Annotated in this window: 25 protein-coding genes and 2 pseudogenes; 7 read left to right on the forward strand and 20 right to left on the reverse strand. The window is 41.4% G+C overall.

The annotated features are described in order from the left end of the window. Positions 1–8: 8 nt before the first annotated feature. The 6 genes from H513_RS0103225 to H513_RS0103250 all read right to left on the reverse strand — a co-directional run bounded on the left by H513_RS0103225 (position 9) and on the right by H513_RS0103250 (position 6,072). On the reverse strand, positions 9–584 hold the full coding sequence (locus tag H513_RS0103225) for a sugar O-acetyltransferase (protein ID WP_154655170.1): 576 nt from the start codon (positions 582–584) through the stop codon (positions 9–11). A 47-nt stretch (positions 585–631) separates the two neighbouring features. Beyond that, entirely contained in the window at positions 632–2,134 is a 1,503-nt protein-coding gene (locus H513_RS0103230; RefSeq protein ID WP_026799423.1) for a carboxypeptidase M32, read from the reverse strand. Positions 2,135–2,194: 60 nt separating this feature from the next. Next, complete coding sequence (locus tag H513_RS0103235; RefSeq protein WP_026799424.1) at positions 2,195–2,989, reverse strand: DUF4037 domain-containing protein; 795 nt, start codon at positions 2,987–2,989, stop codon at positions 2,195–2,197. A 72-nt stretch (positions 2,990–3,061) separates the two neighbouring features. Continuing rightward, a complete protein-coding gene (locus H513_RS0103240; RefSeq protein ID WP_330981683.1) occupies positions 3,062–3,991 on the reverse strand; it encodes an ArsA family ATPase in 930 nt (309 codons plus the stop codon). 10 nt (positions 3,992–4,001) lie between these two features. Further along, a complete protein-coding gene (locus H513_RS0103245; RefSeq protein WP_276525064.1) occupies positions 4,002–4,268 on the reverse strand; it encodes a cory-CC-star protein in 267 nt (88 codons plus the stop codon). Positions 4,269–4,332: 64 nt separating this feature from the next. Then, the gene (locus H513_RS0103250; protein ID WP_026799427.1) at positions 4,333–6,072 is read right to left on the reverse strand and encodes a carbon starvation CstA family protein; all 1,740 of its coding nucleotides are present in this window, start codon (positions 6,070–6,072) and stop codon (positions 4,333–4,335) included. Positions 6,073–6,477: 405 nt separating this feature from the next. Between H513_RS0103250 and H513_RS0103255 the strand changes: the two genes are divergently transcribed. Genes H513_RS0103255 through H513_RS0103265 form a run of 3 tightly spaced genes read left to right on the forward strand, consistent with a single transcriptional unit; the run spans position 6,478 to position 8,669 of the window. Further along, a complete protein-coding gene (locus H513_RS0103255; RefSeq protein ID WP_026799428.1) occupies positions 6,478–6,663 on the forward strand; it encodes a hypothetical protein in 186 nt (61 codons plus the stop codon). Between the two features lie 23 nt (positions 6,664–6,686). Beyond that, positions 6,687–6,989: a DUF4212 domain-containing protein gene (locus tag H513_RS0103260; protein WP_026799429.1), complete on the forward strand. Its 303-nt coding sequence runs from the start codon at positions 6,687–6,689 to the stop codon at positions 6,987–6,989. A gap of 21 nt (positions 6,990–7,010) precedes the next feature. Beyond that, a complete protein-coding gene (locus H513_RS0103265) occupies positions 7,011–8,669 on the forward strand; it encodes a sodium:solute symporter family protein (protein WP_026799430.1) in 1,659 nt (552 codons plus the stop codon). A 663-nt stretch (positions 8,670–9,332) separates the two neighbouring features. Here H513_RS0103265 and H513_RS0103270 read toward each other — a convergent pair. The 4 genes from H513_RS0103270 to H513_RS0103285 form a co-directional block, all read right to left on the reverse strand. Next, positions 9,333–10,037 (reverse strand): hypothetical protein, encoded by a 705-nt coding sequence (locus H513_RS0103270; RefSeq protein ID WP_026799431.1) that lies wholly within the window; start codon positions 10,035–10,037, stop codon positions 9,333–9,335. Next, positions 10,030–10,905: an ABC transporter ATP-binding protein gene (locus tag H513_RS0103275; protein WP_026799432.1), complete on the reverse strand. Its 876-nt coding sequence runs from the start codon at positions 10,903–10,905 to the stop codon at positions 10,030–10,032. The genes H513_RS0103270 and H513_RS0103275 overlap by 8 nt, the downstream gene beginning before the upstream one ends. Continuing rightward, positions 10,902–11,270, reverse strand: a complete 369-nt coding sequence (locus tag H513_RS0103280) for a GntR family transcriptional regulator (RefSeq protein WP_026799433.1) — start codon at positions 11,268–11,270, stop codon at positions 10,902–10,904. Before H513_RS0103280 ends, H513_RS0103275 begins: the two co-directional genes overlap by 4 nt. Positions 11,271–11,797: 527 nt before the next feature. After that, positions 11,798–12,079 carry a hypothetical protein gene (locus tag H513_RS0103285; protein WP_026799434.1) on the reverse strand — a complete coding sequence of 94 codons (282 nt, stop codon included), beginning with the start codon at positions 12,077–12,079 and terminating at the stop codon, positions 11,798–11,800. Between the two features lie 500 nt (positions 12,080–12,579). Between H513_RS0103285 and H513_RS22035 the strand changes: the two are divergent. From H513_RS22035 to H513_RS0103300, 3 genes and pseudogenes are all read left to right on the forward strand, one after another. Next, positions 12,580–13,158 (forward strand): annotated as a pseudogene (locus tag H513_RS22035) (T7SS effector LXG polymorphic toxin); the annotation flags it as partial. A gap of 936 nt (positions 13,159–14,094) precedes the next feature. Next, positions 14,095–14,463, forward strand: a pseudogene (locus H513_RS22040) (sugar-binding protein); the annotation flags it as partial. 5 nt (positions 14,464–14,468) lie between these two features. Further along, complete coding sequence (locus H513_RS0103300) at positions 14,469–14,972, forward strand: SMI1/KNR4 family protein (protein ID WP_026799436.1); 504 nt, start codon at positions 14,469–14,471, stop codon at positions 14,970–14,972. 256 nt (positions 14,973–15,228) lie between these two features. On the opposite strand, the gene H513_RS0103305 is transcribed toward H513_RS0103300, so the two are convergent. From H513_RS0103305 to H513_RS0103325, 6 genes are all read right to left on the reverse strand, one after another. Further along, the gene (locus H513_RS0103305) at positions 15,229–15,927 is read right to left on the reverse strand and encodes a GNAT family N-acetyltransferase (protein ID WP_036769758.1); all 699 of its coding nucleotides are present in this window, start codon (positions 15,925–15,927) and stop codon (positions 15,229–15,231) included. A gap of 127 nt (positions 15,928–16,054) precedes the next feature. Beyond that, positions 16,055–16,225 carry a hypothetical protein gene (locus H513_RS21775; protein ID WP_407946610.1) on the reverse strand — a complete coding sequence of 57 codons (171 nt, stop codon included), beginning with the start codon at positions 16,223–16,225 and terminating at the stop codon, positions 16,055–16,057. A gap of 291 nt (positions 16,226–16,516) precedes the next feature. Further along, positions 16,517–17,287 carry an SDR family NAD(P)-dependent oxidoreductase gene (locus H513_RS0103310; protein WP_026799438.1) on the reverse strand — a complete coding sequence of 257 codons (771 nt, stop codon included), beginning with the start codon at positions 17,285–17,287 and terminating at the stop codon, positions 16,517–16,519. 170 nt (positions 17,288–17,457) lie between these two features. Next, positions 17,458–17,817 (reverse strand): putative quinol monooxygenase, encoded by a 360-nt coding sequence (locus tag H513_RS0103315; RefSeq protein ID WP_026799439.1) that lies wholly within the window; start codon positions 17,815–17,817, stop codon positions 17,458–17,460. A 25-nt stretch (positions 17,818–17,842) separates the two neighbouring features. Then, on the reverse strand, positions 17,843–18,496 hold the full coding sequence (gene nfsB, locus H513_RS0103320; protein ID WP_026799440.1) for an oxygen-insensitive NAD(P)H nitroreductase: 654 nt from the start codon (positions 18,494–18,496) through the stop codon (positions 17,843–17,845). Between the two features lie 288 nt (positions 18,497–18,784). After that, complete coding sequence (locus H513_RS0103325) at positions 18,785–19,153, reverse strand: winged helix-turn-helix transcriptional regulator (RefSeq protein ID WP_026799441.1); 369 nt, start codon at positions 19,151–19,153, stop codon at positions 18,785–18,787. A 945-nt stretch (positions 19,154–20,098) separates the two neighbouring features. Here H513_RS0103325 and H513_RS0103330 point away from each other — a divergent pair. Next, entirely contained in the window at positions 20,099–20,938 is an 840-nt protein-coding gene (locus H513_RS0103330; protein WP_051239633.1) for an HAD-IIB family hydrolase, read from the forward strand. Between the two features lie 136 nt (positions 20,939–21,074). On the opposite strand, the gene H513_RS0103335 is transcribed toward H513_RS0103330, so the two are convergent. The 4 genes from H513_RS0103335 to H513_RS0103350 all read right to left on the reverse strand — a co-directional run bounded on the left by H513_RS0103335 (position 21,075) and on the right by H513_RS0103350 (position 25,706). After that, positions 21,075–21,902, reverse strand: coding sequence for a carbohydrate ABC transporter permease (locus H513_RS0103335; protein ID WP_026799443.1), 828 nt, complete (start codon positions 21,900–21,902; stop codon positions 21,075–21,077). Positions 21,903–21,914: 12 nt separating this feature from the next. Then, positions 21,915–23,222 carry a carbohydrate ABC transporter permease gene (locus H513_RS0103340; RefSeq protein ID WP_026799444.1) on the reverse strand — a complete coding sequence of 436 codons (1,308 nt, stop codon included), beginning with the start codon at positions 23,220–23,222 and terminating at the stop codon, positions 21,915–21,917. 89 nt (positions 23,223–23,311) lie between these two features. Next, positions 23,312–24,649, reverse strand: a complete 1,338-nt coding sequence (locus tag H513_RS0103345) for an ABC transporter substrate-binding protein (RefSeq protein WP_026799445.1) — start codon at positions 24,647–24,649, stop codon at positions 23,312–23,314. 16 nt (positions 24,650–24,665) lie between these two features. Continuing rightward, entirely contained in the window at positions 24,666–25,706 is a 1,041-nt protein-coding gene (locus H513_RS0103350; protein ID WP_026799446.1) for a LacI family DNA-binding transcriptional regulator, read from the reverse strand. Positions 25,707–25,864: the final 158 nt, after the last annotated feature.

The raw sequence follows: 25,864 nt of genomic DNA on the forward strand, positions 1-25,864 counted from the left end.
AAATGCTATTACTGATGCTCTTCTGATGATGGTATATCTTTAATCTTCTTAGCTGGGTTCCCGCCTACAACGACGTTGGCAGGTACATCTTTCGTTACAACAGCACCAGAAGCTATGACAGCACCGTCTCCAATAGTAACACCTGGATTGATTACACTATGTCCTCCAATCCACACGTTATGTCCTATGGTGATTGGTTTTCCAAATTCGTAACCTGAAGCACGTTCTACTGCATTTAGTGGGTGCGTCGCTGTATATAAATGAACTCCCGGGCCAAGCATACAATCGTCACCTATCACAATCGTACAAACATCTAAGAACACACAGCCGAAATTTGCAAAGAACCGCTCTCCAACATGGATATTAGAACCATAGTCACATCGGAAATTAGGCTCAATAAAGATATCTTCCCCTGTTGTTCCAAATAATTCTTTAATGGCACGAGTCCGATCCTCAATTTCTCTTTCAGTCGTTTCGTTAATGATTCGTGTTAGTCGTCTTGCTTCGTCACGCTCTTCAGCTAGCTCTCTGTCTGCTGCGAAATACAACTCACCTCGTAGCATCTTTTCTTTCTCTCTCATGATAACCCACCCCTTTAAAGAAAAAGCCTCTCACGAAGGAGAGGCTACTATTAGAATTGATACAATGGTTGGTATTTACTCGTTAAATATTGAATGAGGTAGTCAGGATTTAAGCCTTCTCCTGTAACGTCATGTACGATTTCTAAAGGCTTTTTACTACTTCCATATTGATGGATGTTTGTCGTGAGCCATTCACGTATTTGATTAAAGTCTCCTTCTGCAATCACGCCTTCCACATCAACATCTTGCTTCATTGTATGATGGAATTGGGCAGCATACATATATCCAAGAGCATAGGAAGGGAAATAACCAAATGAACCACCAGCCCAGTGCACATCCTGAAGCACACCTTGACTGTTCTTACTAGGACGAATGCCTAAGTATTCTTCCATCTTATCATCCCATAGTTTCGGCAAGTCTTTCACTTCAATTTCTCCAGCTATAAGCGCTTTCTCAAGCTCGTATCGAACCATAATATGAAGGCAATAGGTCAATTCATCCGCTTCAATTCGAATAAATGAAGGCTTAACTTCATTTACAGCATGGTAGAATTCATCAAAGTCCACGTTCTTAAATGAGTCTGGGGCATAATCAAGGAATAGTTGGAAATGATTATTCCAAAAGCCCTTACTGCGAGCTACAAAGTTCTCCCAGAATAGTGATTGGGATTCATGAATCCCCATTGAAGTTCCGCCAGATAGCGGTGTGTACGCATACTTAGAGTCAATGTTCTGTTCGTATAGAGCATGACCCCCTTCATGAATGGTACCAAACACTGCGGTACGGAAATCTTTCTCATCATATTTCGTTGTAACACGGACATCACCTTGGTTTAGGTCAATCGCGAATGGGTGTACCGTTTCGTCAAGACGACCTCCTTCAAAGTCATATCCCATACGATCTAAGATTTCCAAACTAAACGATTCTTGCTTTCCTTTAGGAAAATGGCCAACAAGAACCGATGGGTCTGGTTGATTCGGAGATTGTTTAATCTTCTCAAGCAACGCAGTTAAAGATTCTCGAACCTTAGGAAAGACATCGTCCAACACCGCAACCGTTACACCAGGTTCATAGGCATCTAAGAGTGCATCATAAATGTGCTCTTCATATCCCCAATATTCAGCAAAGCGACGATTGTACGCTACCATTTTCTCTAAATAAGGACGGAATGCGTCGAAATCATCATTCTCTTTCGCTTCTTCCCACGCCGACTCAGATTGAGCCTGTAGCTTCACGTACTCTTTGTATTCATCATTTGGGATTTTCGCACTTTTGTTGTACTGTTCTTCTGTTTTTTCGATTGCTTTACGAATGAACTCGCTCTCAGTCTTACCCTTTAATTCTGTTATGTATTCCTTTACTCTATCTGAGGTAGACATTTGGTGGACTTTCTGAGATAAAGTTGCAATTACATCCGCTCTATCTTCAAGGCCTTTTCTAGGAGCCTTCGTTCTCATATCCCAATACATAAGAGAAATAGCTTCATTATATTGGTCAATTTCCTTCATGTAATCTAAATATTCTTGCTCCAACGTGGTGTAAGTAGTAGACATAATAATTCCCCCTTTATTCATTATAGCCTGATTATACAGAACATTTAGGCTTCTGGAAACCTAAACCTCCTGAAGCGTATACCCTTCCTTCTCTGCCAGTTGTTGAACTTCATCTACAATGGATTCAAGCTCTATAACCCCTTCTTTCGGATGGCTTAACAAAACACGCGTGTAGCGCTCCTCTAAATTAAGTGGTTTACTTCTCATCCCCCTAACATTTTGTCTTAGCCATTTGTAGGACGGGTGTTGAACGTACATACGATTAAGTCCAAATAATACTCCATTGAGTTGTTTCATCACAGAACATAACACCTCGTACAATAGAAGCCAATCCTCTCGTTCTACCAATGCTGCTCTTGATGACCATGAATTCCCTAAATCTAAATGTTGTAGAACCATATTTTCTGATAAGATGTCTGGATAAATAGTTGTCTTTTGCTTTAATGGTTGAATCCATTGTTCTCCGTACAAGATGAGTCCGTAATGAACGGAAGCAACAACGCATTGCTTGAGCGCATTGGTCAATCCTTTCTCAACGACATCTTCCACCCATCTTACAACCGTCTCGGTTAAGAAATGGCTCATTTCAATTTTAACGCCGTTCGGAAGTCGATAAGCTTCTGACCATTCCTCATCCTCGTATGGATAGAAACTAATTAAGTCCCCATCCAAATGATAGACTGGGGACATGCGTTCATCGACCGATGGATCTTGGTTCCACAGAACATGTACCTCAATATCAGAATACAAATCCTCCCATCCTCTTGAGACAGAACCGGCAATGAATATTCCATCGACTCCCTTGTTACCTGAGTATTGTTCGCTTACAAGCTTTGCAACTTGGTTTAAATCCAAAACAACCGCCTTCCTTTCTCTCCCATACATTCTACCAAATTCGCACACCTAACTTCACGAACTTTCTGAACGTTATTGGAGGAAAGTGGAAACTTCTTGAAGCTGGTCCATTGATGCGACGTCTTGGCTTAATAAGGGAACATATAGAAGCTGTTTCTCTTTAAATGTACGTTCAATCTCCTGCAAGTATTTCTTTTCTTGCTCTTTTCGTTTCAACAAGAAGTTACCATCTGCTCCGTCTGGCAGTATCTTATTTACAATCAAATGCTCAACAGGTAAGTCGAACTGTTCCAACTGTTGTATGGCATGCTTTGTCTCCATAATAGGCAATCGTTCTGGATTCATAACAAAGACAAATCCTGTTTTACTCGAGTCAAGCAAGATCTCTCTTACTTGTTGAAATTTCACTCGACGCCTTTGTAGAACGTCATAAATTGGGTCATCCACAGCTTGTCCGTCATTCAATAACTCCGTATAACTATTGTTAATTTTCTCTCGTTTCTTAATCATTTGATCCATCCAAACGCCCATTAGCTCTGGAAGAGATAAAAGACGGATGGTATGACCCGTAGGAGCAGTGTCGAAGAGAAGATACTCATACTGATTTTTCTCTTCAAGAATAATATTCACAATTCGGTCAAATAAAGCAGACTCCTCTGATCCAGGGCTAGCTCCCGCTAAATCGATTTGTCGATGAACCTCTTGAACCATATGGCTGTGAACAAGCCCCTTTAGGTTTTGTTTAACAGAAGACAAATAATGACTCACTTCTTCCTTTGGGTCGATTTCAAGTCCATACAAATTTTCCTTCAATTTAGTTGGTTTCCCAGTCATCTTCCGGTGAAAGAGATGCCCTAAGTTATGAGCAGGATCAGTAGATACAATTAACGTTCTGTACCCTCTGTCTGCTAACATGCATCCGATTGCGGAGGTAGATGTAGATTTCCCTACTCCCCCTTTACCACCCACAAACAAGATAGGCTGTCTCCATTTTCTATGCATTCCCATCCCCCTAACAACAACGAATTCCATCTAATGGAGATTTCTCCATCCCCATGCGAAGGTGCCAATCGTGAAACTTCTCAATTACATATGGATACAATTCAAGCGTGTAGAATGATGCAGGATTTGGAATCCCTAACATTTCAGAATACAACAAGAGCATGAACAGATCGTCTTCATTTCGAATTTCCCTTGCAATCTCAGTGCGATGTTGAACACTTAACATTTCATCGTACAATTGTAGAAGTTTCTTAATAGAGAAATTGCGCTTATCCACCCTTATTGACCTCCTCACCTTTCTGTGACCATAAGAGAAGCCGCATCATGCGGCTTCTCTTCAGTTAAACTGATAAATCAGATGGTTGTTGCGTCTTCTTCGATAACGTAGAAATCGCAGTGAAGGTAATCCAGAGAGCGAACATTAAAATGATGGCACCGAAGATAAACAAGAGCCAATTTGCATCTTGAGCTCCTACCCCCGACCATTCCAACACCACTTGTTTAATAAGCGCCCACATGGTCATAAACATGAGGAATGCCATTGGAATAATGGTTGGCAAATAGTTTCTGCCTTGGTTCTTAAGCCAGATAGAAATGAGGAGAAGACTAATCCCTGCTAGTAGTTGGTTAGATGTACCAAATAGTGGCCATAGAAGGTACCCCCCAGACCCGAAGCCTTTTGGACCTTGTGGGATCAGCGTTAAGGCTGCACTTGATAGAACGGCAACTGTAGTTGCTACATGTGTCTTAGTAAGTGGAGAGAGATTATATTCCGACCCAAGTTCTGCAATGATGTATCTCATGAGGCGGACAGATGAATCAAGTGTAGTTGCAGCAAAGCTTACAATAATAATCGAAACGATGGTGGAGGCTACTTGTACAGGAATCCCGAGTCCGGCTGCTAGAACGGATGCGCCTTGCACAAAAACGTTTAACCCACTTGAGCTTGCACTTGCGAAACTGCTATAGGTCGCAGTGAATTCACCTGCCGTAGGAAAGAACGTAATCACAGCAATGATTGTAATTAGAGCTAGCGTCCCTTCACCAACCGCACCAAAATAACCGACAAACCTGGCATCTTTCTCATTATTTAATTGTTTGGAAGAAGTTCCTGATGATACGAGACCATGGAAGCCTGAGATCGCGCCACATGCTATCGTAATGAATAGAAGAGGAAACCAGGATATGTCTGCGTTCCCGTTCGTTACAGGAGCCGTAATGGTAGGGTTCGTAAATACTAGGCCCAAATACAAGATTAAAAGACCAACAACAAGTTGGTGAGAATTAATATAGTCTCTCGGTTGTAGTAGCTTCCAAACAGGTAGAGTTGATGCAATATAGACATACACCATTAGAATGGCAATCCAGATCAGAAATGCCATCGAGGTTGCACTCATTCCAAATAACGTACTCGAGCCCTCTCCACCGAAATAGCTGACAAGATCGATTTGCAGAAACGGAACATAACTTGCTAGCACCGCTGTTCCATACATCACAGCCAAGGCAACAACGGACAGCAGCAACATATTCCCCTTCTTCTTATAGACGGTATAACCAATATAAATCGCTAAAGGTATTTGGATGAACACGGATAAGACACTCGCTGGAAACGAGATGAATAGATTCGCAATAACCCAAGCAAACACTGCGTTCACCATAAGAACAAGCAATAGAATAATAAATAAAAACAAGATCTTAGCACGTTGCCCTATCAGCTTGTCTGCAATTGTGCCAATCGATTGACCTTTATTACGTACAGAAACAACGAGTGTTCCAAAGTCATGTACACCAGCTGCGAACACTGTGCCAAGTAACACCCACAATACCGCTGGCAGCCACCCCCAATATACAGCAATCGCTGGACCAACAATCGGAGCCGCTCCAGCTACAGATGTATAATGATGGCCCCATAGAACAAATTTGTTCGTAGGTACGTAATCAACACCATCTTGTAGCTTGTGAGCAGGCGTGACGTATGTAGCATCCAACTTGTAAATCTTCTCTGCTAGAAACTTAGAATACAATCGATACCCAAACGTAAACACAATCATCCCAGCTACCGCTAACCAAATACCACTCAACTCATGCACCCCTCTCAACGCATAATGTAAGCCTTTCCATCATTATACAGGCGACTCCCTTCTTTTTAAACTGAATATTCTGATAAAAACTTAAGGTGAACGTTACCATTAAGAAATTTAACACCTACTGTCACTTGCTTAGAATACCTTTCAGTTTTAAGAGTAACTATTATTTAACAACTCGGATTGGGTCATTATGCGCGTTTATTCCTTAAGAATGCGAGTAATCTTGCACACTCTTTGTCTAATAAGCATGAATGAAGACGATTCTCGTCAACATTTTGAATAGGGTTTGTTTTGACAGATACTCCCAAAATCGGTATACCTGTATATATACAGAAAATTCTGCAATCATTTAATCTATTAAAATGGTAACGCTTTCAAATGAAGAGGAGGTGATTCTCAGTGTATACAGTTGGGTTGCTTGCCATTGTAACTGTAATCTCAGTCGTACTTGCACTAAACAAACGAAAGCCCGTTTTCTTTGCTGTCCCTATTATGGCTTTGCTGACAATAGGAATAATAAAGATTGCCCTCGTCCCTCTCCCTTTTTGGGAGACGGTTCAATTTATCTTTAACTTGTCAGGTTAATGAGACTTAAAGGAGGAATCGCTTTGAAGAAAGTGGATAAGAAAATGGCTGATGCCTATTTCCGGGCTAGAACTCTTTCAATTACCATTTACTTGATTATTTGGTTCGTTGTTTCGTTCGGTGTCGTCTTATTTGCCGAGCCTTTATCATCCATTACATTTAACGGAATACCGTTGCACTATTACATGGGTGCTCAAGGTGCTATCTTAACGTTTATACTCCTTTTGTTCATTAACGCGATTGTTAGTGACCGAATTGATAAGAGATTTGGTATTGATGAGAAACGAAATGAAGCCATTAGTTCTGGTAAGACACTAGACCACTAAATTTAGAAAGGAGAGAGAGTAATGGATGCACAGTTCCTCGTTTCTTTATCACTGATTGTTGCAACTTTTGCTTTGTACATAGGAATTGCCTTCTATAACAAGGCAAAAGCTACATCAGACTTTTATGTGGCTGGCCGGGGTGTCCCACCGATCTTTAACGGGATGGCTATTGGAGCGGATTGGATGAGTGCCGCTTCATTCATTGGTCTTGCAGGGACGGTTATGTTACTTGGTTACGATGGATTAGCTTATATTATGGGATGGACAGGCGGTTATCTTCTCTTAACATTCCTACTAGCTGCCCAACTTCGTAAATACGGTCGCTATACAGTACCAGAGTTTATCGGAGATCGATATAAAAGTAACGCAGCTCGATTAATTGCGGCACTTGCTACAATCATCATCAGCTTCACCTATTCAATCGGTCAATTATCTGGTTCTGGCATTGTTATTGGAAGGTTATTGGAAGTGGATGCAGCGGTTGGTACCTTAATTGGAGTTGTACTCATTGCCTTTTATTCTGCATTTGGCGGTATGAAGGGAATTACCTGGACCCAGGTCGCTCAATACGTCATTTTAATTATCGCTTATTTAGTCCCAGTCATATTTATGGCGCTTCAACTAACACAGAATCCAATACCTTGGATCTCCTATGGGGAAGTCATAAGTGAGATTAAAACGTTAGATCAAGAACTAGGTATATCCGAATACCTTGTACCATTTACTGAAGGATCGAAATGGCAGTTTATTGCTTTAATGTTCACACTGATGGCAGGTACGGCAGGCCTCCCTCACGTCATCGTTCGCTTCTATACAGTCTCAACCATGAAAGCTGCACGATGGAGTGGTGCTTGGGCATTGTTATTCATCGGATTATTGTATCTATCAGCCCCTGCCTACGCTGCTTTCTCTCGGTTTATCTTAATGACAAATGTTGCCGGACAAGCCATCAACGACCTTCCAGCATGGACGGCTGCATGGATTGATACAGGTAAACTATCTATAGCAGATGGAAACAATGATGGAATTCTTCAATGGTCTGAACTTGTGATAAGCAATGATATTGTTGTAATGGCAACACCTGAAATTGCAAACTTAGGAATCTTCGTCATCGGGTTAATGGCGGCAGGTGCGATGGCAGCTGCGTTGTCTACTGCCGGTGGACTAATGATTGCGATCTCAGCCGCTCTCTCCCATGACATTTACTACCGCTCGATTAATCCTAATGCAAGCGAGAAGAAACGTTTGGCAGTGGGACGCTGGTCAATTGTAATCGCAACCGTCATTGCTGGATTGACAGCCTTGAACCCACCAGGTGCGATTACTCAAATTGTTGCATGGGCCTTTGCTCTTGCTTCCGGTTCGTTCTTCCCTGCACTATTATTGGGAGTATGGTGGAAGCGGTCTAATGGTCCAGGTGTCATTGCAGGTATGGTTACTGGATTGACAGTCACGCTCACCTATATCTTCTTAGCCAAGTACGGAGGCTTTACGATACTTGGTATTATTGATACGGGAGCTGGAGTGTTCGGAGCCGCCGCGGCCATCGCTGCCAACGTTACGGTGTCGTTGTTAACCAAGGCCCCATCTAAAGAAATCCAAGAAGAAGTCATCGACCTACGGTACCCTGAACAAATGACGTACAAAGACGGAGCAGTATGGATGAATGACGAGAACTAACTAGATAGAAGAACAGGGAGACCTTGTTGAACATGGTCTCCCTGTTTTTATTGCTGCGTTGTAGTTTTGTGTTGAAATTACGAACAAAAAAGGCCGTTATATGGAAGTTCTATTTGTTACAGGACCTATTAAATTATAAGGCCCCGTTAGCTTAAGACTTGAAATCAAGATATCTGTTAGTTTATATAATAGAGAATTCACAAAAAACGGAAGTAATGACATAAAGATTGCAACATAAAGAATTATTACTATTTTTGCGTAGGTTAATGTGATATAGGATTTCACGTTAATTAAGAATCCAAACATACAAATTGGCAACACTAGAAATATAGAAGGAAAGACCCCGAAGAAATTGTAATTTTATGTTCTTTCACACATTTATCACAACTAATCGGATTGTAACCTAAACTAAGCGAAATAAATAATTTTTCCATATTAGGTTTGTAGAACAACAATAAGTAAAGGGAACTTCCTACCGAGAACAGGAAGATGATGATGGTCAGCACCCATTCAGTTCCTGTCGTTTTTCTTATATTTTCCTCAATTTCCTCCTCCTTCTCAAAGCCACATACAACATGAATGGTGCCTGATCCTGAATCTTCTCCAGTGATAAAGAGTGTGGTCAGGCAATGATTAACAATCCTCTTTGTCTGGTAACAACCCTTAACGCGTACGCGCTGTAAACGTGGAAGCCCTTCTCAAAAGCGCCCAGTTTGGCAGGAACGCCACAAGAGCCGCAAGCGTAAGTGGAAGCAGCTGCACGGAGGAACGACCGCCCTCACTTGCAATGAGCAGGTCTGCCATAAGATCACGGAAGGCAGGAACCATGACAAGAAAGAGCAGGACAGCGACTGAACTGAGTCCGCCGATTAAACCAAAGCGATAGAAAATGGTGCCGAACAAGAAACCGACGCTGACGAAAATGAAGTTCAAAAGGGCGACGATGGCTAATTCGTTGTACCACGTTTCAGAAATGTTCACTATATTGAAGATGGAGTAAAGCGTCAGTCCATCCAGGCCGATCAGTTGGACCAGGTAAGAGTATACGGATTGTATGAGCAGGTGCATCACAGACATTGCCAGTGCCAGCACCAAAGTAAACAGGCCGGCTCCAAGCAGATACTGATTCCTTGTGAGCCCCATCTTCACACAAAACGAGAAGGTTTCTCTTGTCATATGGAAACCTGAAATCGATGAGAAGATCAGCGTAATGACAGCGATCCAGATATAGATGGTCACGTCAGGTATGATGGATCCTATCAGTACAAATCCGACGAGTGTCGCACACATGATGGACCAGAACACGATAAACGAAAACCGGTAATCCAGCATCAAATAATAAAGCGTCGCTTTCATGTCATTACGCATACACCTTTTCCTCCTCTTCCTCCGTCAACTTAACTATGACGTTTTGTAAGGTCATTCTTTCCGCTTCCAACCCTGATGACTTGGCTTCTTCCAGGGAGAGACCCTCCCCGTAAAGTTCCGCTGTCTTCATTCCCATAATGGTTTTCTCATCTATGACGCGTTTTCCTTTTACAAAACGGTTGACAGCTTCTTCTTTTCCGCTCACCTGCAGGCTGTTCTCAATCACCTGCTCCGCTGTTTCCTGCATCATCACTTCCCCGTCTTTAAGCGCAATCACCTCTTCAAACAACCGGCTCACTTCATCAATCAAGTGGGTGGAGAGAATAATTGTCCTTGGATGCTGTTGGAACTCTTCCAGAAGGACATCATAGAACAGGTATCTCGCGGATGCATCAAGACCGATGTACGGTTCATCAAAGATAGTGATCTTCGTTCTACTGGCGAGGCCGATGATGATCCCAAGTGCCGATTCCATCCCTTTCGACAACCCTTTTGTACTCAAGTTCCGTTCCAAGTGGAACTTCTGCAGCAGCGATTCCGCCGTCTCTTCCGACCAGTTCGGGTAAAAGAGGGAGGCAATCTTCAATACATCTTTCACTTTCAACCTCTTTTTGAAGTTGCTGCTCTCGTTGATGAGGCAGATTTCTTTCAAGATGTCCCGGTTGTTGAACGGATGTTTCCCATCAATCGTAAGGTGGCCGCTTGATGGAAGGATGTGTCCTGCAATCGTATGCATCAACGTTGTCTTGCCGGCCCCATTTTTCCCAAGCAGACCATAAAACTTATTCTCTTCAAATGTGACGGTCACCCCGTTCAGGGCAGCCTTCGTCCCGTACATCTTCGTCAAATCCTCGATCTGTATGTTCATCGAATATCCTCCTTCTCCAGTAACTGCTTCAATTCATGAATGGAAATGCCGAGCTTCGAGGCTTCTTCCTTCAATGGAACGATGTAGTCGTGAAAAAAGTCCGTCCGCCGCTTTTGTATAATGACATCCTTCGCCCCTTCTGTTACAAACATGCCAATCCCCCGCTTCTTGTAAATGACCCCTTCATCAACAAGTAAATTGATGCCCTTTGCCGCTGTCGCAGGGTTGATTTGATAAAATCTTGCAAACTCATTTGTCGAAGGAATCCTTTCATTCTCTTGAATCGAACCCTCCATAATCCCAGACTTCACCTTCTCGGCAATCTGTTGAAAGATCGGTTGATCGACCGTTAGATTCTGATCCATACGCTACTCCTTACTTGGTTCATTAGTCTTGTAACTAACCATATAACCAAGTGTCCTGAAAGTCAAGAAAATATTTTAATTTTCAGTTTTTTCTAATGATCAGGCTCTGTTGAAGTTTAGAATTGAAATTACTACAAAAAAAAGGAACTCCCATTTTCATGGAAATCCTTCGTTTTATACTTGGCTTATTCAACTAAAGCCCCCTATACAGGAAGACTTGAATTCGATATATATTTAATAAGTGGGTTTAAATTTTACTTATGTAAATGCCATTGCTGCTACTATCTCGATAAGCACAGATTTGTCCTACGGGTTCAGTAAAATCCTATCGATCTTTGGGGTGTAACTCGCATTTAGAACGGTTCATGAACCATGGCTACTTTTCGCAATCCGATAAAAACCCTGGCTTCCTCCTCCTTTTAGAATAGATCAGGGACGTCAGACGCGTGCATCGTCTTCGCTACCATTGAATGTTCTTTTATAGTGGTTGCATAATGGTGCTATTATATATAATAGTTAGTTTTGTTTCAGCCTAAGAACAAGTTATAAAGAGATGCGCCTCCTCCAGCCATCCAATAGAATAGTGCACCGAAGGAGATGAGGAACCAAACCGTCCGCCATGCGGTATCTTTTTTTGAATACTGAATCCAATAAAAAATCCCCCACCACACAAACGTCATCCCGATTGCGAAATTTATGGAAGGATACGTCACCTGGCTCATCGCATTTCCGAACCAACCCAGCACTCCAACTACTGATATAATAATCAGCACGATAATGTTAAGTACATGAAACCATTTTCCCTTCATACTTATCCTCCAATCCACATTCACTAGTCCAGCTCCAATACCACAAATAACCACATTTAACACATAATACCATAACATTAATAGGTAAATTACTTAAAAACAGACTTCCGCATACATCCATGACGCGGTCCGCCCCGTGATCGAGCAGCTTTTCAGGGATAAATTGGTCTGCATGAAGCAGAAAGACTGCGTGGAGTATCAGGAGTTTAATAAAGGTGCGGAAACCGTGCTGGTATCGGCGAAAGGCAAAAAAGAAGCTGTAAACGCCTAAACGTAAAGAACCGACCGTCTCTAACCCAGGCGGTCGGTTCTTTTTTTTACGGTGTAGGTTGGTGTGATCCAAAAAATAAATGACTCAACTGGCATGGGAGTCATTCTCAAATTCTAGTGGTATTTAGCCCCTCTTTAGCTTCCTATCATTTAACAATGGTAAATTCTTCTATATACTACTATTGAGAACAAATGCGTAGATTCTTAGAATAGGTAATGGGGAGATAGGGGTGGGGCTATTGAAAGTATATGATGCAGAGTCTTTGGAGTCAGGCGTTCAAGCTATCCATCAACGCTTGCGTTTGCAACGAAATGAAGTGGAACAGTTAGAGAAATCTATTAAAGAGATGGTTAGTTTATCTGACTCCTTTGCGGGTGAAGGCGGAGATGCGATACGGTATTTCTATGAAGAGTACCATCTGACTTTCCTGGCAGAGTACAAGGAATTTATGGATCAGTATCAAGAGAAGTTACGTCAATTGCAGCGTGCAATGCATGACATGGAGCCCTCAACGAACGGGTACATTCGAGAGGACTATTTAAATCAAGATGTTGAACAAGGTTTGGACAAAACCAAGCAAGTGACCTCGGCTTTAACGTCTGAAGCTAACCAACTGTTGCAGCGTGTTTCGGACATTGTCTCGACGCCTCAGATTGACGACAGTCGCTTTATAGAGCAAGTAGGCCAAGCTAGGAATGATAAAGAAGATACAATCACCAAACTCCAATCCTTCGACCAGTGCCAAACGAAAGACATAAGCGCGCTTGATTCAAAAAAAAAAAAAAAGAGTCGGGTGGAGACGCTTCAGAATGTCGTTCAAGAAGCGACTATTCAAGTGAACAATCAAAATCAAATGGTCGGGGAGAAACAATCCGAGGGCAATGTTGAAAGTGCTTCGGGTGGATTCTGGGGAGTTATAAAGGGGATATTTGAGGGAATCAAGGACTTCCTTGTTGATATGCTTACTGGTTTGTTTGGGGTACTGAAAACGCTCTTCAAATATTATATGAATCCTGAGTTACTAGCTATGGATATCTATCAAGCAGTGTCCAACCCTGGAGAGACGTGGGAATCCGTTACGGATGTGGCAAAATACGCTGTAGAAGGGGTTAAACAGGCTTGGATTAATGATGTTGTAAACGGTGATGCCGAGTCACGAGCGCGATTCTTCACCTATGGTTCCCTAACAACTGCAACAACTTTCGTCGGCTTCGGAGCTGGGAAAGTCAGTAAATTAGGTGCATTAGGGAAAGCGACTCAAGCAGTAAGTAAGGCGAAATCGACTAACATTCCATATAATGCGATGAAGACAACGGCTCTCCAAAAGGCTATGGCAGATGGCATGAGAAAGACAATGGATCTCGGTAAGCGAAACATGTTACAAGTACTTACCAGCCGACCATTTAAAGACATGCTTTCTATGAAAGCAATATCCGACCGAGCGAGCGTAGCCCTAACTCGAACTCGTAATCTTCTTCGTACAGAGAACATGAAAACTTCCATAAATAAGGTGTATAATGAAGTTATTAAAGGACCAATAACCAGAACAAACGCTTGGGCGAAACAGCAAGTTGCTGAAATGTCTCAGAGTCTTCGACCAAGATGGGAAGTTGTTGGAGATGGCATTCGAACTGATTTTGGTCGAGGTGATGTGAGCGCTGATCTTAACTATGCTTATGTAAAAGGAGATGGAGATTATAGTGGTAGACAGATAGATGGAGTAGACTATGGTAGAGGGTCTGATAAGGGTATAGATAAAACTGTTAAACCTAATGATGTAGTACCCTATAGACCTAGTAATTCACCTTTAGAAAATCATCATGGTGTTATGGATGTATGGGCTAAACATAATGTTCCAAACTATATAAGTAGAGGTGGGAATACCCCTACAGTAGCACTAACAAAAGAACAACATGATGCTACAAAGGCTGTTTATAGACAGTGGTTATATGAAACAACAGGTAAAAAAGTTGGAGGGAAAGTTGATTGGCAATCTGTCTCACCAAAAGAGATTCAGGAACTTACTCAAAAAATGTTTAATGCAGCGAAAGTTCCTAATTCAGCTAGACAAGAATACTACTATGCCTTTAATCGATATAACTATAGGGAGTGAAGGGAATGTCAAAGATAAAAAAATTAATTTCACAAATCGGGGCTCTATCCCACTGTTATGTCTTCGAACCAATTGGATTACCGAAGATTGATGAAACAAAGCATATTTTACCTGAAGATTTAAAAGAGTTTTATAGTCTTTGTGGGGGCTTAGTTTTATTCGAGAATAAGGATTATCCCATTTATGTTGTATCTCCAGATAAATTTGTATTGGCAAACCCAATTATAGTAGGAGAATTATGCAAGGAAGATATTTCATCAAATTGGTATATTATATGCAACGATGGTAAGGATGAATATTTAACGATTGACCTTGAAAAAGATAGATTAGGAAAATGTTATGATAGCTTCTTTGACCGACACGGACTTGTCGGAGAGTCACAAATCATTGCAACATCGTTCACAGATTTACTAGAAAGGCTTATAGATAATAAGGGGCATCATTGGTATTGGTTAAGGGATGATTTTAAATCACTAGGTGATGCATATGATGACTTTGAGTCACAATAATTAGCTAAATAAAAGTTAAACCTTGATTGGCTTAATGCCTTTCAAGGTTTTATTTGTTAGTAGGGTTACCCAGTGACGAATAATTCATTTTTTATGCAGGAAATAGGAGTAACCCTTGTAAGCGCACTTTAATCATAAGTTATCTTGCTCGGTTAGTAAAACAGTGATTAACCATGAATTAAGAAATTGCCCCCTTTAGTTGAAAACTTGGTTTCAAGATATCTATAAAACCAACGCTCCTGCTGCCATAGTTTCTTCAATGGAAATTTATGTACCTACTCTCCACCCCCATTTCCCTTATACAGTTAATCAGAACAGACTTATCAATTTTATTTATGTCGTAGTATTTCTCTTTGAACAAAACTATAATGATTTCTTCTAACGTTTCCTTTGTTGTCTCTCCACCTTTATATTTTTTCTCAAACAAGTTCAAGGGAATTGAGATATCGCCTTTATGCAATGGAGGCTGCTTATAATCAATCATATTAGTTAAGGTAAACTTGTTTCTTTCAAAAAACTTATTCCGTTTAATACAAGCCTCTTTTTCTTCATTTGTGTGAACCATTTCTCTAGTCTCTGTTTCTAACACTATTCTATCCAGGCCACTAAAATCAGCATTGAAAGCATCTTCAATAAGCAATTCTTCAAGTTTGGTTAACGTTTTAGAGCCTAGACCGCGATTTCTTATCGATGGGTTGGTAACAATGTATACGATAAAACCAGTGTTGATTTCAGCAAAATAATGCCCTGTGGCAAATGAAATGATTTGTTCATCTTCCATGCCAACTAGAAACCTATAATTATTAAAATCATTCCTTTCACCATGCTTCATACTTATTTTAAAAATCTCTTCAGGCTCTCTAACTTCAACCGGAAAAGCTTGCTCGTATAAGGCCATTAATTTACCGAACAGCTCTGTATCAACTTCTGATATTTCAACCCAATCTATTTCCAAACCGTTGCTCCTCCTTGATCTTTTTAAGACTATATTTATGTACGACAAATTAAATCCAATTATTTCAAACTCCTTTTCAATCTGCAACAATTATTCTGAAAAGCAAGGAAAATAAGGACATTGTTTTTCAGCAATGGAGTTGAATACGTTCATCGAAAAACCCACTACGATTTCCCAACTCCCAATCGATAGACCATACGTACGGTATAATCCGATGAGAGAGTGCGTCAAATGGAGAAGCCCCTAACTTTGACTGGATTGTCAACGCAATACCTAAGGTCAGAATGATAATGCCCATCGTGTAATACAAGCTTCTGAGATACATGCGATGGCCACAACTTTTTAAAAATACTCAATGAAAGCAACGTTTCATTTCATACACCCTTTCCAAAATTTCAACATCCGCATACCATAACTTGGATGATTAGAAGTTTCAAGGAGTTACCTTCAGAATTCATCGAATCCAATTCCTCACCATAAAAAAGATATTCCCCCTCAATGACCCGGAGGGTATTCTAAGCTTTTTGATTTCCTTTGACATGAAAAAGGTCAGACGTTTGTGAACTTCACAAGCTCCTGACCTCTTTTACTATTGAATGATGGCGTCCAATTGTTGGATGAGTGCCGCACACTTCTCGCGGTCCTGAGCATCCGGATGCGGATCGCCGAACTCTCCGATATCATTATCGAAATACTTCCCTGTTGCATCCCGGAACGTATCCGACAGGGCAGCACGACACAGGATCTCCGCTCCGATATTGATATCTTTCCCGTCCAGACCGAACGCGTTTTTCACCATTTTACTACCTAACAACGACATCGGATTCACCGCAACGACAACCGGTGCGACATGTTGGGAAAGCCCATACGTCCACATCGTGATGGCAAGTTTACTTTGCGCATATGCCTCCCCATCTTCGAGCTTCGCCTTACCCGTTAGAGCTTCCGCATCCAAGGGTTGCTGAGCTGCTGAAGACAGATTGACGACGCGGCTCGATTCGTCCATCAATGGAAGCAAGGCTTTCGTCAACATGTAAGGCGCAACCGTATTCACTGCAAACCGGATATCCAAACCGTCCCCGGTTATCAATGCCGGCGAACTGTACACGCCGGCATTATTGATCAGGACGTCCAATCGGTCGTGTTCAGCCGCTACCTCTTTTGCCAACTTATTCACTTCCGCCATCTGCGACAAATCCGCCACGTACTGCTCCGTATTTTCTACACCGAGCTCCGCTGCCATATCCGACAGCTTCTTATCGTTGCGGCCGTGCAGCATTACCTCATGACCTTGGTCCACTAACATCCTCGCCGTTGCTAATCCGATACCATCTGTCGCACCTGTGATTAAAATTTTCATTGCTCTCCCTCCAGAATGCCCGGTGTATCTGTCGCCCGGGTACAGGTTATCTTGTTCGCGTCATATTGTTCCATTCCCATTCGGCACCACATGTATTCTCTAATACGATGATAGGGCAATCACCTATTAGACGATTGCCCTGTTCTTGTACCTATACTCTACTAACTGATTTATTTAGCAAATCCACCGATCGGTTTCATGTAGAGCGGATTCCTCGCTGCAACCGCTTCTTCCAATTCTTGTGTCAGCTCGCTGAAAATCGTCAACTGCGTAATGTCGGTGACATCCATACATCTTTCTTGGAACTTCGCCCATGTACCAAGGTGTACGACCGCAGCATCCGCATCTTTATATCGCTCATATACGTGCAACGTTTCACCGTCTGGTGCGATTGTCCACTCATAGTTGGTCGTTCCTTTTTCTTTCTGTACTTCCGCTACCATTTCTTCCATCAGTGCTTCGTATTCGTCTCTGCGTCCGTCTTTGATTTTACCTTCGATTCTCCAGATAATATTTTTATTCGTTTTCATTTCCTCCTATTATTCAGTGATTTGATTACACTACCTCGATGATTTCGGATTGGTCCAGGCGTGATTTCGGCAGGGTCGCATTGAAGTCGGATGAAGCGCGATACCCCAGTCCTACGACCACACATGAAGTGAACCCTTTCTCGCGAAGGCCGAACTCCTTATCCAGTGCCTTCATATCCAATCCTTCCATCGGGACTGCATCGATGCCCATATCCGATACCCCGAGCAAGAAACTTCCGAGGTTCAGATACACCTGTTTTTCAGACCAATGCTGAAGATCCTTAAAGTCGTATTTGTGCAGGTCGACGAACATTTTCCTCGCAGCATGCGTCCCCTCTTTGAACTTCTCTTCCTCAAAGCGTCCGTCGCGGTCTTCCTTATCCGCTATATGATACAGGAATTCATCTGAGATCTCCGTCTTGGTAGCGAAGACCACGACCGCTGAGGCATCCAGGATTTTCGGTTCATTGAAGCTGAAATCCCCTTGTGCAGCACTCGCTACGCGCTTCTTCCCTTCTTCCGTTGAAGCGACGATGAAATGCCACGGCTGAACATTCGTCGATGATGGTGCCAATTGCAGTAAGGATTTGATTTTCTCTATATCCTCATCCGGAATGCTCTTCGTCTTATCGAATTCCTTCGTTGAGTATCTATTTGTCAAAGCTTTCATCAGTTCCATTATCCTACTCTCCTATTCATTGATAAAATTTGTAAGAAATTATTCATAAAACCACTTCAAGTAGATCCGCTCTCCACCCGGGTCCCCACCAATTCTTCACGTTCTCTACTTGATGGGTTGTAATTTTCTATTACGTGGTCAGTATATAACCGACAAAAGTAGGTAACAAGTACTGACATTAATATCCGTACAGACATTCAAGTACATCGCCTAGCCACTTTAAACACATCAGGAACCTCTATAAACAAAAAAAGAACCGTATGCATAGGCAAATACGGTTCTTTCTACTCATTGATCATATTCATCTTCAAAATGGATTTCTCCATAATCGAATTTCTGATTGTACTCAATCCCCCATGACCCTAATTCATTAAGAATGGGGACCAATGTCTCTCCCATCTCCTTCAGGGAGTACTCCACTCTAGGTGGCACTTCATCATACACTTTTCGACATATGATGCTGGCATCCTCCAGTTCCCTCAGCTGCCGGGATAGTACCCTCTCATTGATATTCGGGACCTTCCTTTTCAGTTCACCGTATCTGATCACACCGGCACCGCCTATATGGTGAATGATAAGTGGCTTCCATTTGCCGCCTATAATATCCAGTGATAACTCTACGTTACAATAAAATAACTTATTATTCTTCTCTGTCATCTTTTTTCTCTTTCCTTTCTCATGACAATGGTTAAGCTTACCTTATAGGGAATGTACCCCAATGAATTATTCACACGGTAAATTCTAATTGATTATTTAAAATGAAATTATATAAAATCAAAAATACGCTATTTCAACATTTAAGCATGAATAAGCCAAAAAGAAATTTTAGGTTGAAATCATATAGACATATAACTTTAACATTAATTTTGACACTTATTCAACGATAAGTCTATTAGATGGCTAGAAGTATAGGTATAACTCCGCCCTTTAAATGCTGCGCAGAAAACCTTCGTTAAATACCACTCATGTTCAAAAATGTTATGGAATCAATATCCCCCAACCATTTTTAATCTTTAGAAACTCCAGAAATTCACCTTTTCCCTTCAAATCAGCAGCTTATCTTACCTTATAATTGAACTATGATCTCAAAAGCAAGATTTTCTTGTAATATCGATTTACCTCTTTTACCACCTGAATAATATCATTAATCTCAGCTTCAACAATTGAGCGCTCTTCGTGAGTATCAGCCTCAGCCTAAAACACCTCTTATTAAAGAAGGTGTTCGAGAATATTAAATTATTCTTATGTTCTCACAATTATCACTCGTACAAGGTTACAGCTCATTTTTATCTCTACATTTCTTACTCCATATCAAATAGCAGATTGACATGCTGAAGGATAACTATTGTTTGGAACTTCCGGCATAATATCTCGAAACTGAGTCTTCAACTAACCTGCCCTTTACTTAAAGACTCAGTTTCAAGGTAGTTAAATGCTCCATCCCCAACGTCTGAGGGTTGGAATATTTCAAATATCTACAATAAACTTTAACAGAGCCTTTTGTATAAGTAGCCAGGGCATACATTTATAGACTACGATGACAGCGTTCAATATAGTAAGCTAGTACATGAAGCTTTAATAGAGATGATGGGAGAGATTCACTTGAATACTGTTGAAGCACGGCCGTACCCTTTTCCTCCTACCCCAACTTACAGCATATTCTCAGATTTAGATGAAACGTTTTACATTCATAACAAACAAGAGCGCTGTTACTCTTCTATACAATCCTTCGAAGAGACAATGCATACGTTAGCCTTAACACAAGGAGCCCTATTTGGTCTCGTTACAGGAAGTAGCTTGGAATCAGTCCTTGAGAAGCTTTCAATAGGAGGCTATCGCTACGCTCCCCACTTCATTGGTTGTGATTTAGGAACGAGGCTATATTGGGTTAAAGAAGACGGAACATTAGAAGAGGACCTGGGCTTTAAGGAATTGCTAGCACACTTTTCATTTGATGATTCCTTAATCGAACAAATCAAGAGAGAACTAGCACACCAACAAATTGTTCTGACTGAACAAACTCAGTTAGGTTCATCTCCTTACAAGAAGAACTTCTATTACTTCAAAGAACATGATGAATTAGACAAAGAGCGTTTAATGATCATTCGATCGGTAGCGAAGCGACATGGAATCCACTGCAATATCAATCGGTGCAACCCGCTTGCAGGCGACCCAGAAGATGCTTATGATGTCGATTTCATCCCGCTACATACTGGGAAAGATTCAATTGTGAATTATGTGAATCAGAAGTACCGTATCCCCTATGTGAATAGCTTTGCATTTGGAGATAGCGGGAATGATTTAACGATGTTAACAGCTGTCAAACACGGGTATTTAGTAAGAAATGCTACAGAAGAATCTAAGGATGCTCACTCTAAAGTTACCCCATACCCTTATATAGAAGGAATTACCTACATCTTGCGTAACCAATTTGACCTTTAATTGACAACGTTATTAAACGCATGATTGACTTTCTGATGAAACATAGAAGGAAGAAAGGTAGCACCTTTCTGTCGAAAGATGAGGTTTCTTAACAAAGAGAAAGGATTAAATCTCGATCGATTTAATCCTTTAAACCCTACTCTTTAACTGCACCAGAAGTTAGACCGGATACGATTCGTCGTTGGAAAATCAGAACCATAATGACCAATGGTACCGTTACGATAACAGTCGCCGCTGTTATCTCTCCCCATGGGATGGTATATTGCCCTTGAAACATCCCAATGCCTACTGGCACCGTCTTATGACTCTCTGCAGTATTGATGGTTAATGCGAATAAGAACTCATTCCAAGCTGCGATAAAGACAAGGATGGAAGTTGTGAAGATTCCTGGTAAGGCAAGTGGCAAGATAATCTTGTAATACGTCTGCATCATCGAAGCCCCATCCATTCTTGCTGATTCTTCTAAATCGAATGGAATCTTCCTAAAGAAAGCAACGAGCAACCAAATGGATAACGGTAACGCGAAGGTTGTATAAGGAACGATTAATCCCAAATAACTGTTCGTTAAACCTATATTCTTCAAGAAGATATAGATTGGCGAGATGGTTGCGATTTGTGGAAACATCGAAACCGATAAGACAAGACTTAAAATAAACACTTTCCCTCTAAACTGGAGTCGAGCAATGGCGTATGCTGCAAATGCTGCAACGAAAACGGTGTATATCGTCGTAATAGAAGCTACTACGAAACTGTTCCATAAATAGTTAAGAAACGGATAGTTTACAAATACGGATACATAACTTTCGAACGTTGGGTTGCTTGTAAACCAATTGAATGCCTCTTCCCCGAATAATTCTGATAGAGGCTTTACGGAACTTAATAAGACCCATAGGAAAGGAAACATGATGAGAAAGACGAACACGACGAGAAAGATATAAAAGCTGATCCCTGCTTTTTGCTTCATTGTAATTCCCTCCTATTTCTTCACATCATCTGTCAATAAATCAGAACCTAGGAACTTAATGTAGATGGCAGAAATAATGGCGACACATATAAAGACTATGACAGCTAGAGCAGAGCCCTCTCCGAAATTCGTTTGGGAGAACATAAATTTATAGGCCATAACCGAAATAGTTTCAGTCGAATTAGCAGGACCTCCACCCGTAAGGACAAAGATTAAATCGAACACACGAAATGCATCTAACGTACGAAATAGCAACGCGACTAGTAAGCTAGATTTTAACAGCGGCAAGGTAATATGCCAGAACTGTCTCCATTTATTTGCCCCATCAATTGATGCAGCTTCGTATAACCCATTTGGTATTGTCTGTAAGCCTGCTAATAATAGAAGCGCCATATACGGTGTCGTTTTCCATACATCTGAGAAGATTACAGCAAACATAGCACCTGTATCTGTTGTAAGTAACGTGGACATCCGTTCGATTAAACCGATGTCAGAGAAGTATTTCGCTACAATCCCATTCTGACCATCATATAAATATTTCCACATAAGTGCTGAAACCGCAGTTGGGATTGCCCAAGGGATAAGGATAGACGCTCGTACGATCCCTCTACCAAAGAAGGCCTTATTGATTAATAAAGCGATGGCAAGTCCAATAACTAACTCAAATCCTACTGAAATAACGGTGAAGACAATCGTATTCCACAACGCTTGCCACATTCTAATGTTTGTTAATTGATTCTCATAGTGTGATAAACCAATAAAGTTAGGCTCGATAATACTCTCCGTTAAGGCATCGGTGAGACCTGTTAATTTGTCTTCTTGTTGTAGTTCATAATGTTCTGTTAAGAGGTCCATTTCTTCATTGATTTCCTCAATGGTCGTTTCATATGTACGACCAAACTCTCGATTAATTGTAATGTATTTCATCTCATCACTAGGAACCTCAAAGTTCATGAGCATTTCATTCATTGTTTCATAGTTTGCTTCTATTTCAGGAATATCTCTTAGCTGCTGATCCAAATCGACCAATTGTTGTTTAACTCCTGTTAACGATTCTAAAGCTTCGTTCGGAACATCTTGTTGTTGGTCAATTGCTGATAAGATAAATGGTTCATTATTTAAGTATCTTTCTAAATCAAATGTATACGAGTGATGAATCGTTGATTTCGTCGGATCACTCAGTTGGTAATCATGTAGACTAAAATAAAAGGACTGGATGACCGGCCATATTGCAATTACTAGAATTAATGCCAATGATGGTGCGACAAGTAAGAACCCTGCTCGTTGTTCCCTACGCTTTTCTTTGCTCACCTTTCTCATTTAGATCACTCCCTCTATTCACCCTCTGCAATTCGTTTAGAAACCGCTAGCCTCCATGATTCATGAAGGCTAGCTTTACCAAGTGACCTTTATTGCATAACTGCTGTTAACTCTTTCTCCATTGATTCTACAGCCTCTTCCACAGTCATTTCTCCTGCGATTGCTTTTGAGACGTTGATTTGAATAATCTCAGATACTTCTGGATAGTTCGGTGCGACTGGACGACTTACAGCCGCATTTAGACCTTCTACGAAACCTTCTTCAGCAAAGAACGGGTTAGCTTCAAGGATTTCTTCATCCTCAAATAATTCAGGCAAAGTAGGTGCAAGTCCACCGTGGATAGCAGATAACTTCTGACCTTCTGGACCCGTCATAAATTTAAGGAATTCAAATGCCTCTTGTTTATGTTCAGAATGTTTATTGATAGCTGTTTGCCACCCACCTAATGCGGCTGCAGAACCTGCATCGCCAGCTGGTAGTGGTGCAACACCTACGTTTCCTACAATGCTTGATTCGTTCTCATCATTTGCTAGATTCCATTGATAAGGCCAGTTTCGAATAAATGCAGACTGTCCTTCAATGAAAGCTGTGTGAGACTCCGGCTCAGCAAATGTAGTCACGTTCCCAGGCACAAAGTCAGCGGTTGCAAATTCAACTAACTTTTGTAGGCCTTTAATCGTCTCTGGACTATTCACAACGACTTCACCATTCTCATCTAAGAACGAACCGCCATAAGAAGCAATAAATTCTACCGCATTACACACGAGACCTTCGTATTGCTTCGCTTGCATTAAGTATCCAAATTCATTGCCTGCTGCTCCTTGGTTGTCTTTGGCAAGTGTAAGGAGTTCATCCCAAGTTGTTGGAACCTGGTCTTCACTTATGATATCGGTGCGATAGAATAAGAGACCAGTATCAATGAATTTAGGTAATGCCCACTGTTTCCCATTGTATTGAGAGGCAGATAAAGCTCCTTGATTGTAGGCGTTCAAATCCATTCCTTCCTGTTGAATGAATCGGTCAAGTTCTAAAACATATCCTGCTTGCGCAAACTCTGCTGGCCATATCACATCTAGGTCCATGACATCAATTTCAGATGAACCGGCATTAAACATCGTGACATAAGCGTCATGCTGTTGACCTGTGTCAGCAGGCATCTCCCGAAACTCAACTTGAATATTCGGGTGCAGCTTATTAAATTCTTCTACAATTTTGTCTGTTGCATTCGTTGAATCAGCGCCTCTAGCATAGACTAGTGTTACAACTTCATCGTTAGTGTCTTCTGCATTCTCATCTGTTGTCAGAGAGGTATTCGTGTCACCTGTTGAGTCTTCATTCGTGGATGCATCTTCTTCTCCATTACTGCAAGCTACTAGCACAACAAGGAACAGAGAAATGAATAAAAACCATAAATGTTTCACTTTCATGTTACATCCCCTACTTTCAAGTCGTTTTTAATTCTTTTCTGTAGACGTTCGTTGTGGAACTGCATGTGGAACCGCGCACAATTAACTCGAATCCCAATTCGTGGTCTTCTCGCTCCCGAAACAATCCTGTATGAAGTTTATTAATAAGTACGGTTACGGACCTTTCGGCAATTGCATGAATGGGTTGAGAGACTGTTGTGATTTGCGGCGTTGTGACACGGGTAATGGCTTGATTATCAAATCCCACCACTGCTAGATCTCTAGGGACTGTGACTCCCCTCACCTTTGCAGCAGCAATGACGCCTGCAGCAACTTCATCGCTCCCAGTAAAGACGGCTGTTGGTCGTTGTGCTGGTTTTATGCACAGCAGGTCATCTAGCACACGCATTCCATCTTCAATTGAATAGGCATATCGAAACGCATGGTGTTCATTAAAGGACAGACCATACTCAGCTATCGCCCTCCGAAAGCCACTTTCCCGATATCTAGCAACATTGCTTCTTGAACCACCGCAACAATAAGCAAGTCGTTCGTGGCCTAATTCAAGCAAATGCTTCGTCGCCAAATACCCTCCAGCTTCCTGGTCTAGACGGATGACAGGTACATTTGCTCCTTCTTCAAATTCGTTACAAAAGACAAGAGGTCCGTATTCCAAAAATGGAGACACATCTTCCCATTTGCTTTGAAGACTTGTTAACAAGACAGCATCTACCTGTCGCTTACGCAGTAGTTCAAGGTGTGTCCGTTCCATTGATGTTGAATAATGTGTTTGACAAATAACAAGTTGATACCCTTGTTTGGACGCTTCTACTTCAACATGTTCAACTAGTTCACTGAAAAACGGATTCATTAGCCTTGGAACAAAGATTGCGAGAATACCAGTCTTTTTGTTTCGCAAACTTCTTGCTGAAGAATTAGGTACATAACCTAACATCTCCATGGCTTCTTTAACTTGTTGACGTTTCTTCTTTGATACATGTGGGTATTCGTTGATGACTCTTGAGACAGTGGATTTGGATAAGCCAGCTAATCGGGCTACATCATCTATAGTGGCCAAACTCCTCCTCTCCTTCTTGGTTTATAATAAGATTGAAACCGTTTTCAATTTTGTCCATCACCCATTATAAATACTGAATAACTCATGGATAACCCCATTTATTGAAACCGTTTTCAATCTTTGAGAACATTATACGGCTAGCGTTAGGTATTTACAAC

The organism is Pontibacillus halophilus JSM 076056 = DSM 19796 (assembly GCF_000425205.1).
GTDB classification, from domain to species: Bacteria; Bacillota; Bacilli; order Bacillales; family BH030062; genus Pontibacillus_A; species Pontibacillus_A halophilus.

What these genes read in the sequence shown, in the direction of transcription:
- H513_RS0103230 (WP_026799423.1), bottom strand. Translation starts at nt 2,134, where the DNA reads ATGTCTACTACTTACACCACGTTGGAGCAAGAATATTTAGATTACATG.
- H513_RS0103240 (WP_330981683.1), bottom strand. Translation starts at nt 3,991, where the DNA reads ATGCATAGAAAATGGAGACAGCCTATCTTGTTTGTGGGTGGTAAAGGG.
- H513_RS0103265 (WP_026799430.1), top strand. Translation starts at nt 7,011, where the DNA reads ATGGATGCACAGTTCCTCGTTTCTTTATCACTGATTGTTGCAACTTTT.
- H513_RS0103270 (WP_026799431.1), bottom strand. Translation starts at nt 10,037, where the DNA reads ATGCGTAATGACATGAAAGCGACGCTTTATTATTTGATGCTGGATTAC.
- H513_RS0103275 (WP_026799432.1), bottom strand. Translation starts at nt 10,905, where the DNA reads ATGAACATACAGATCGAGGATTTGACGAAGATGTACGGGACGAAGGCT.
- H513_RS0103280 (WP_026799433.1), bottom strand. Translation starts at nt 11,270, where the DNA reads ATGGATCAGAATCTAACGGTCGATCAACCGATCTTTCAACAGATTGCC.
- H513_RS0103285 (WP_026799434.1), bottom strand. Translation starts at nt 12,079, where the DNA reads ATGAAGGGAAAATGGTTTCATGTACTTAACATTATCGTGCTGATTATT.
- H513_RS0103300 (WP_026799436.1), top strand. Translation starts at nt 14,469, where the DNA reads ATGTCAAAGATAAAAAAATTAATTTCACAAATCGGGGCTCTATCCCAC.
- H513_RS21775 (WP_407946610.1), bottom strand. Translation starts at nt 16,225, where the DNA reads ATGGGCATTATCATTCTGACCTTAGGTATTGCGTTGACAATCCAGTCA.
- H513_RS0103310 (WP_026799438.1), bottom strand. Translation starts at nt 17,287, where the DNA reads ATGAAAATTTTAATCACAGGTGCGACAGATGGTATCGGATTAGCAACG.
- H513_RS0103315 (WP_026799439.1), bottom strand. Translation starts at nt 17,817, where the DNA reads ATGAAAACGAATAAAAATATTATCTGGAGAATCGAAGGTAAAATCAAA.
- nfsB (WP_026799440.1), bottom strand. Translation starts at nt 18,496, where the DNA reads ATGGAACTGATGAAAGCTTTGACAAATAGATACTCAACGAAGGAATTC.
- H513_RS0103325 (WP_026799441.1), bottom strand. Translation starts at nt 19,153, where the DNA reads ATGACAGAGAAGAATAATAAGTTATTTTATTGTAACGTAGAGTTATCA.
- H513_RS0103335 (WP_026799443.1), bottom strand. Translation starts at nt 21,902, where the DNA reads ATGAAGCAAAAAGCAGGGATCAGCTTTTATATCTTTCTCGTCGTGTTC.
- H513_RS0103340 (WP_026799444.1), bottom strand. Translation starts at nt 23,222, where the DNA reads ATGAGAAAGGTGAGCAAAGAAAAGCGTAGGGAACAACGAGCAGGGTTC.
- H513_RS0103345 (WP_026799445.1), bottom strand. Translation starts at nt 24,649, where the DNA reads ATGAAAGTGAAACATTTATGGTTTTTATTCATTTCTCTGTTCCTTGTT.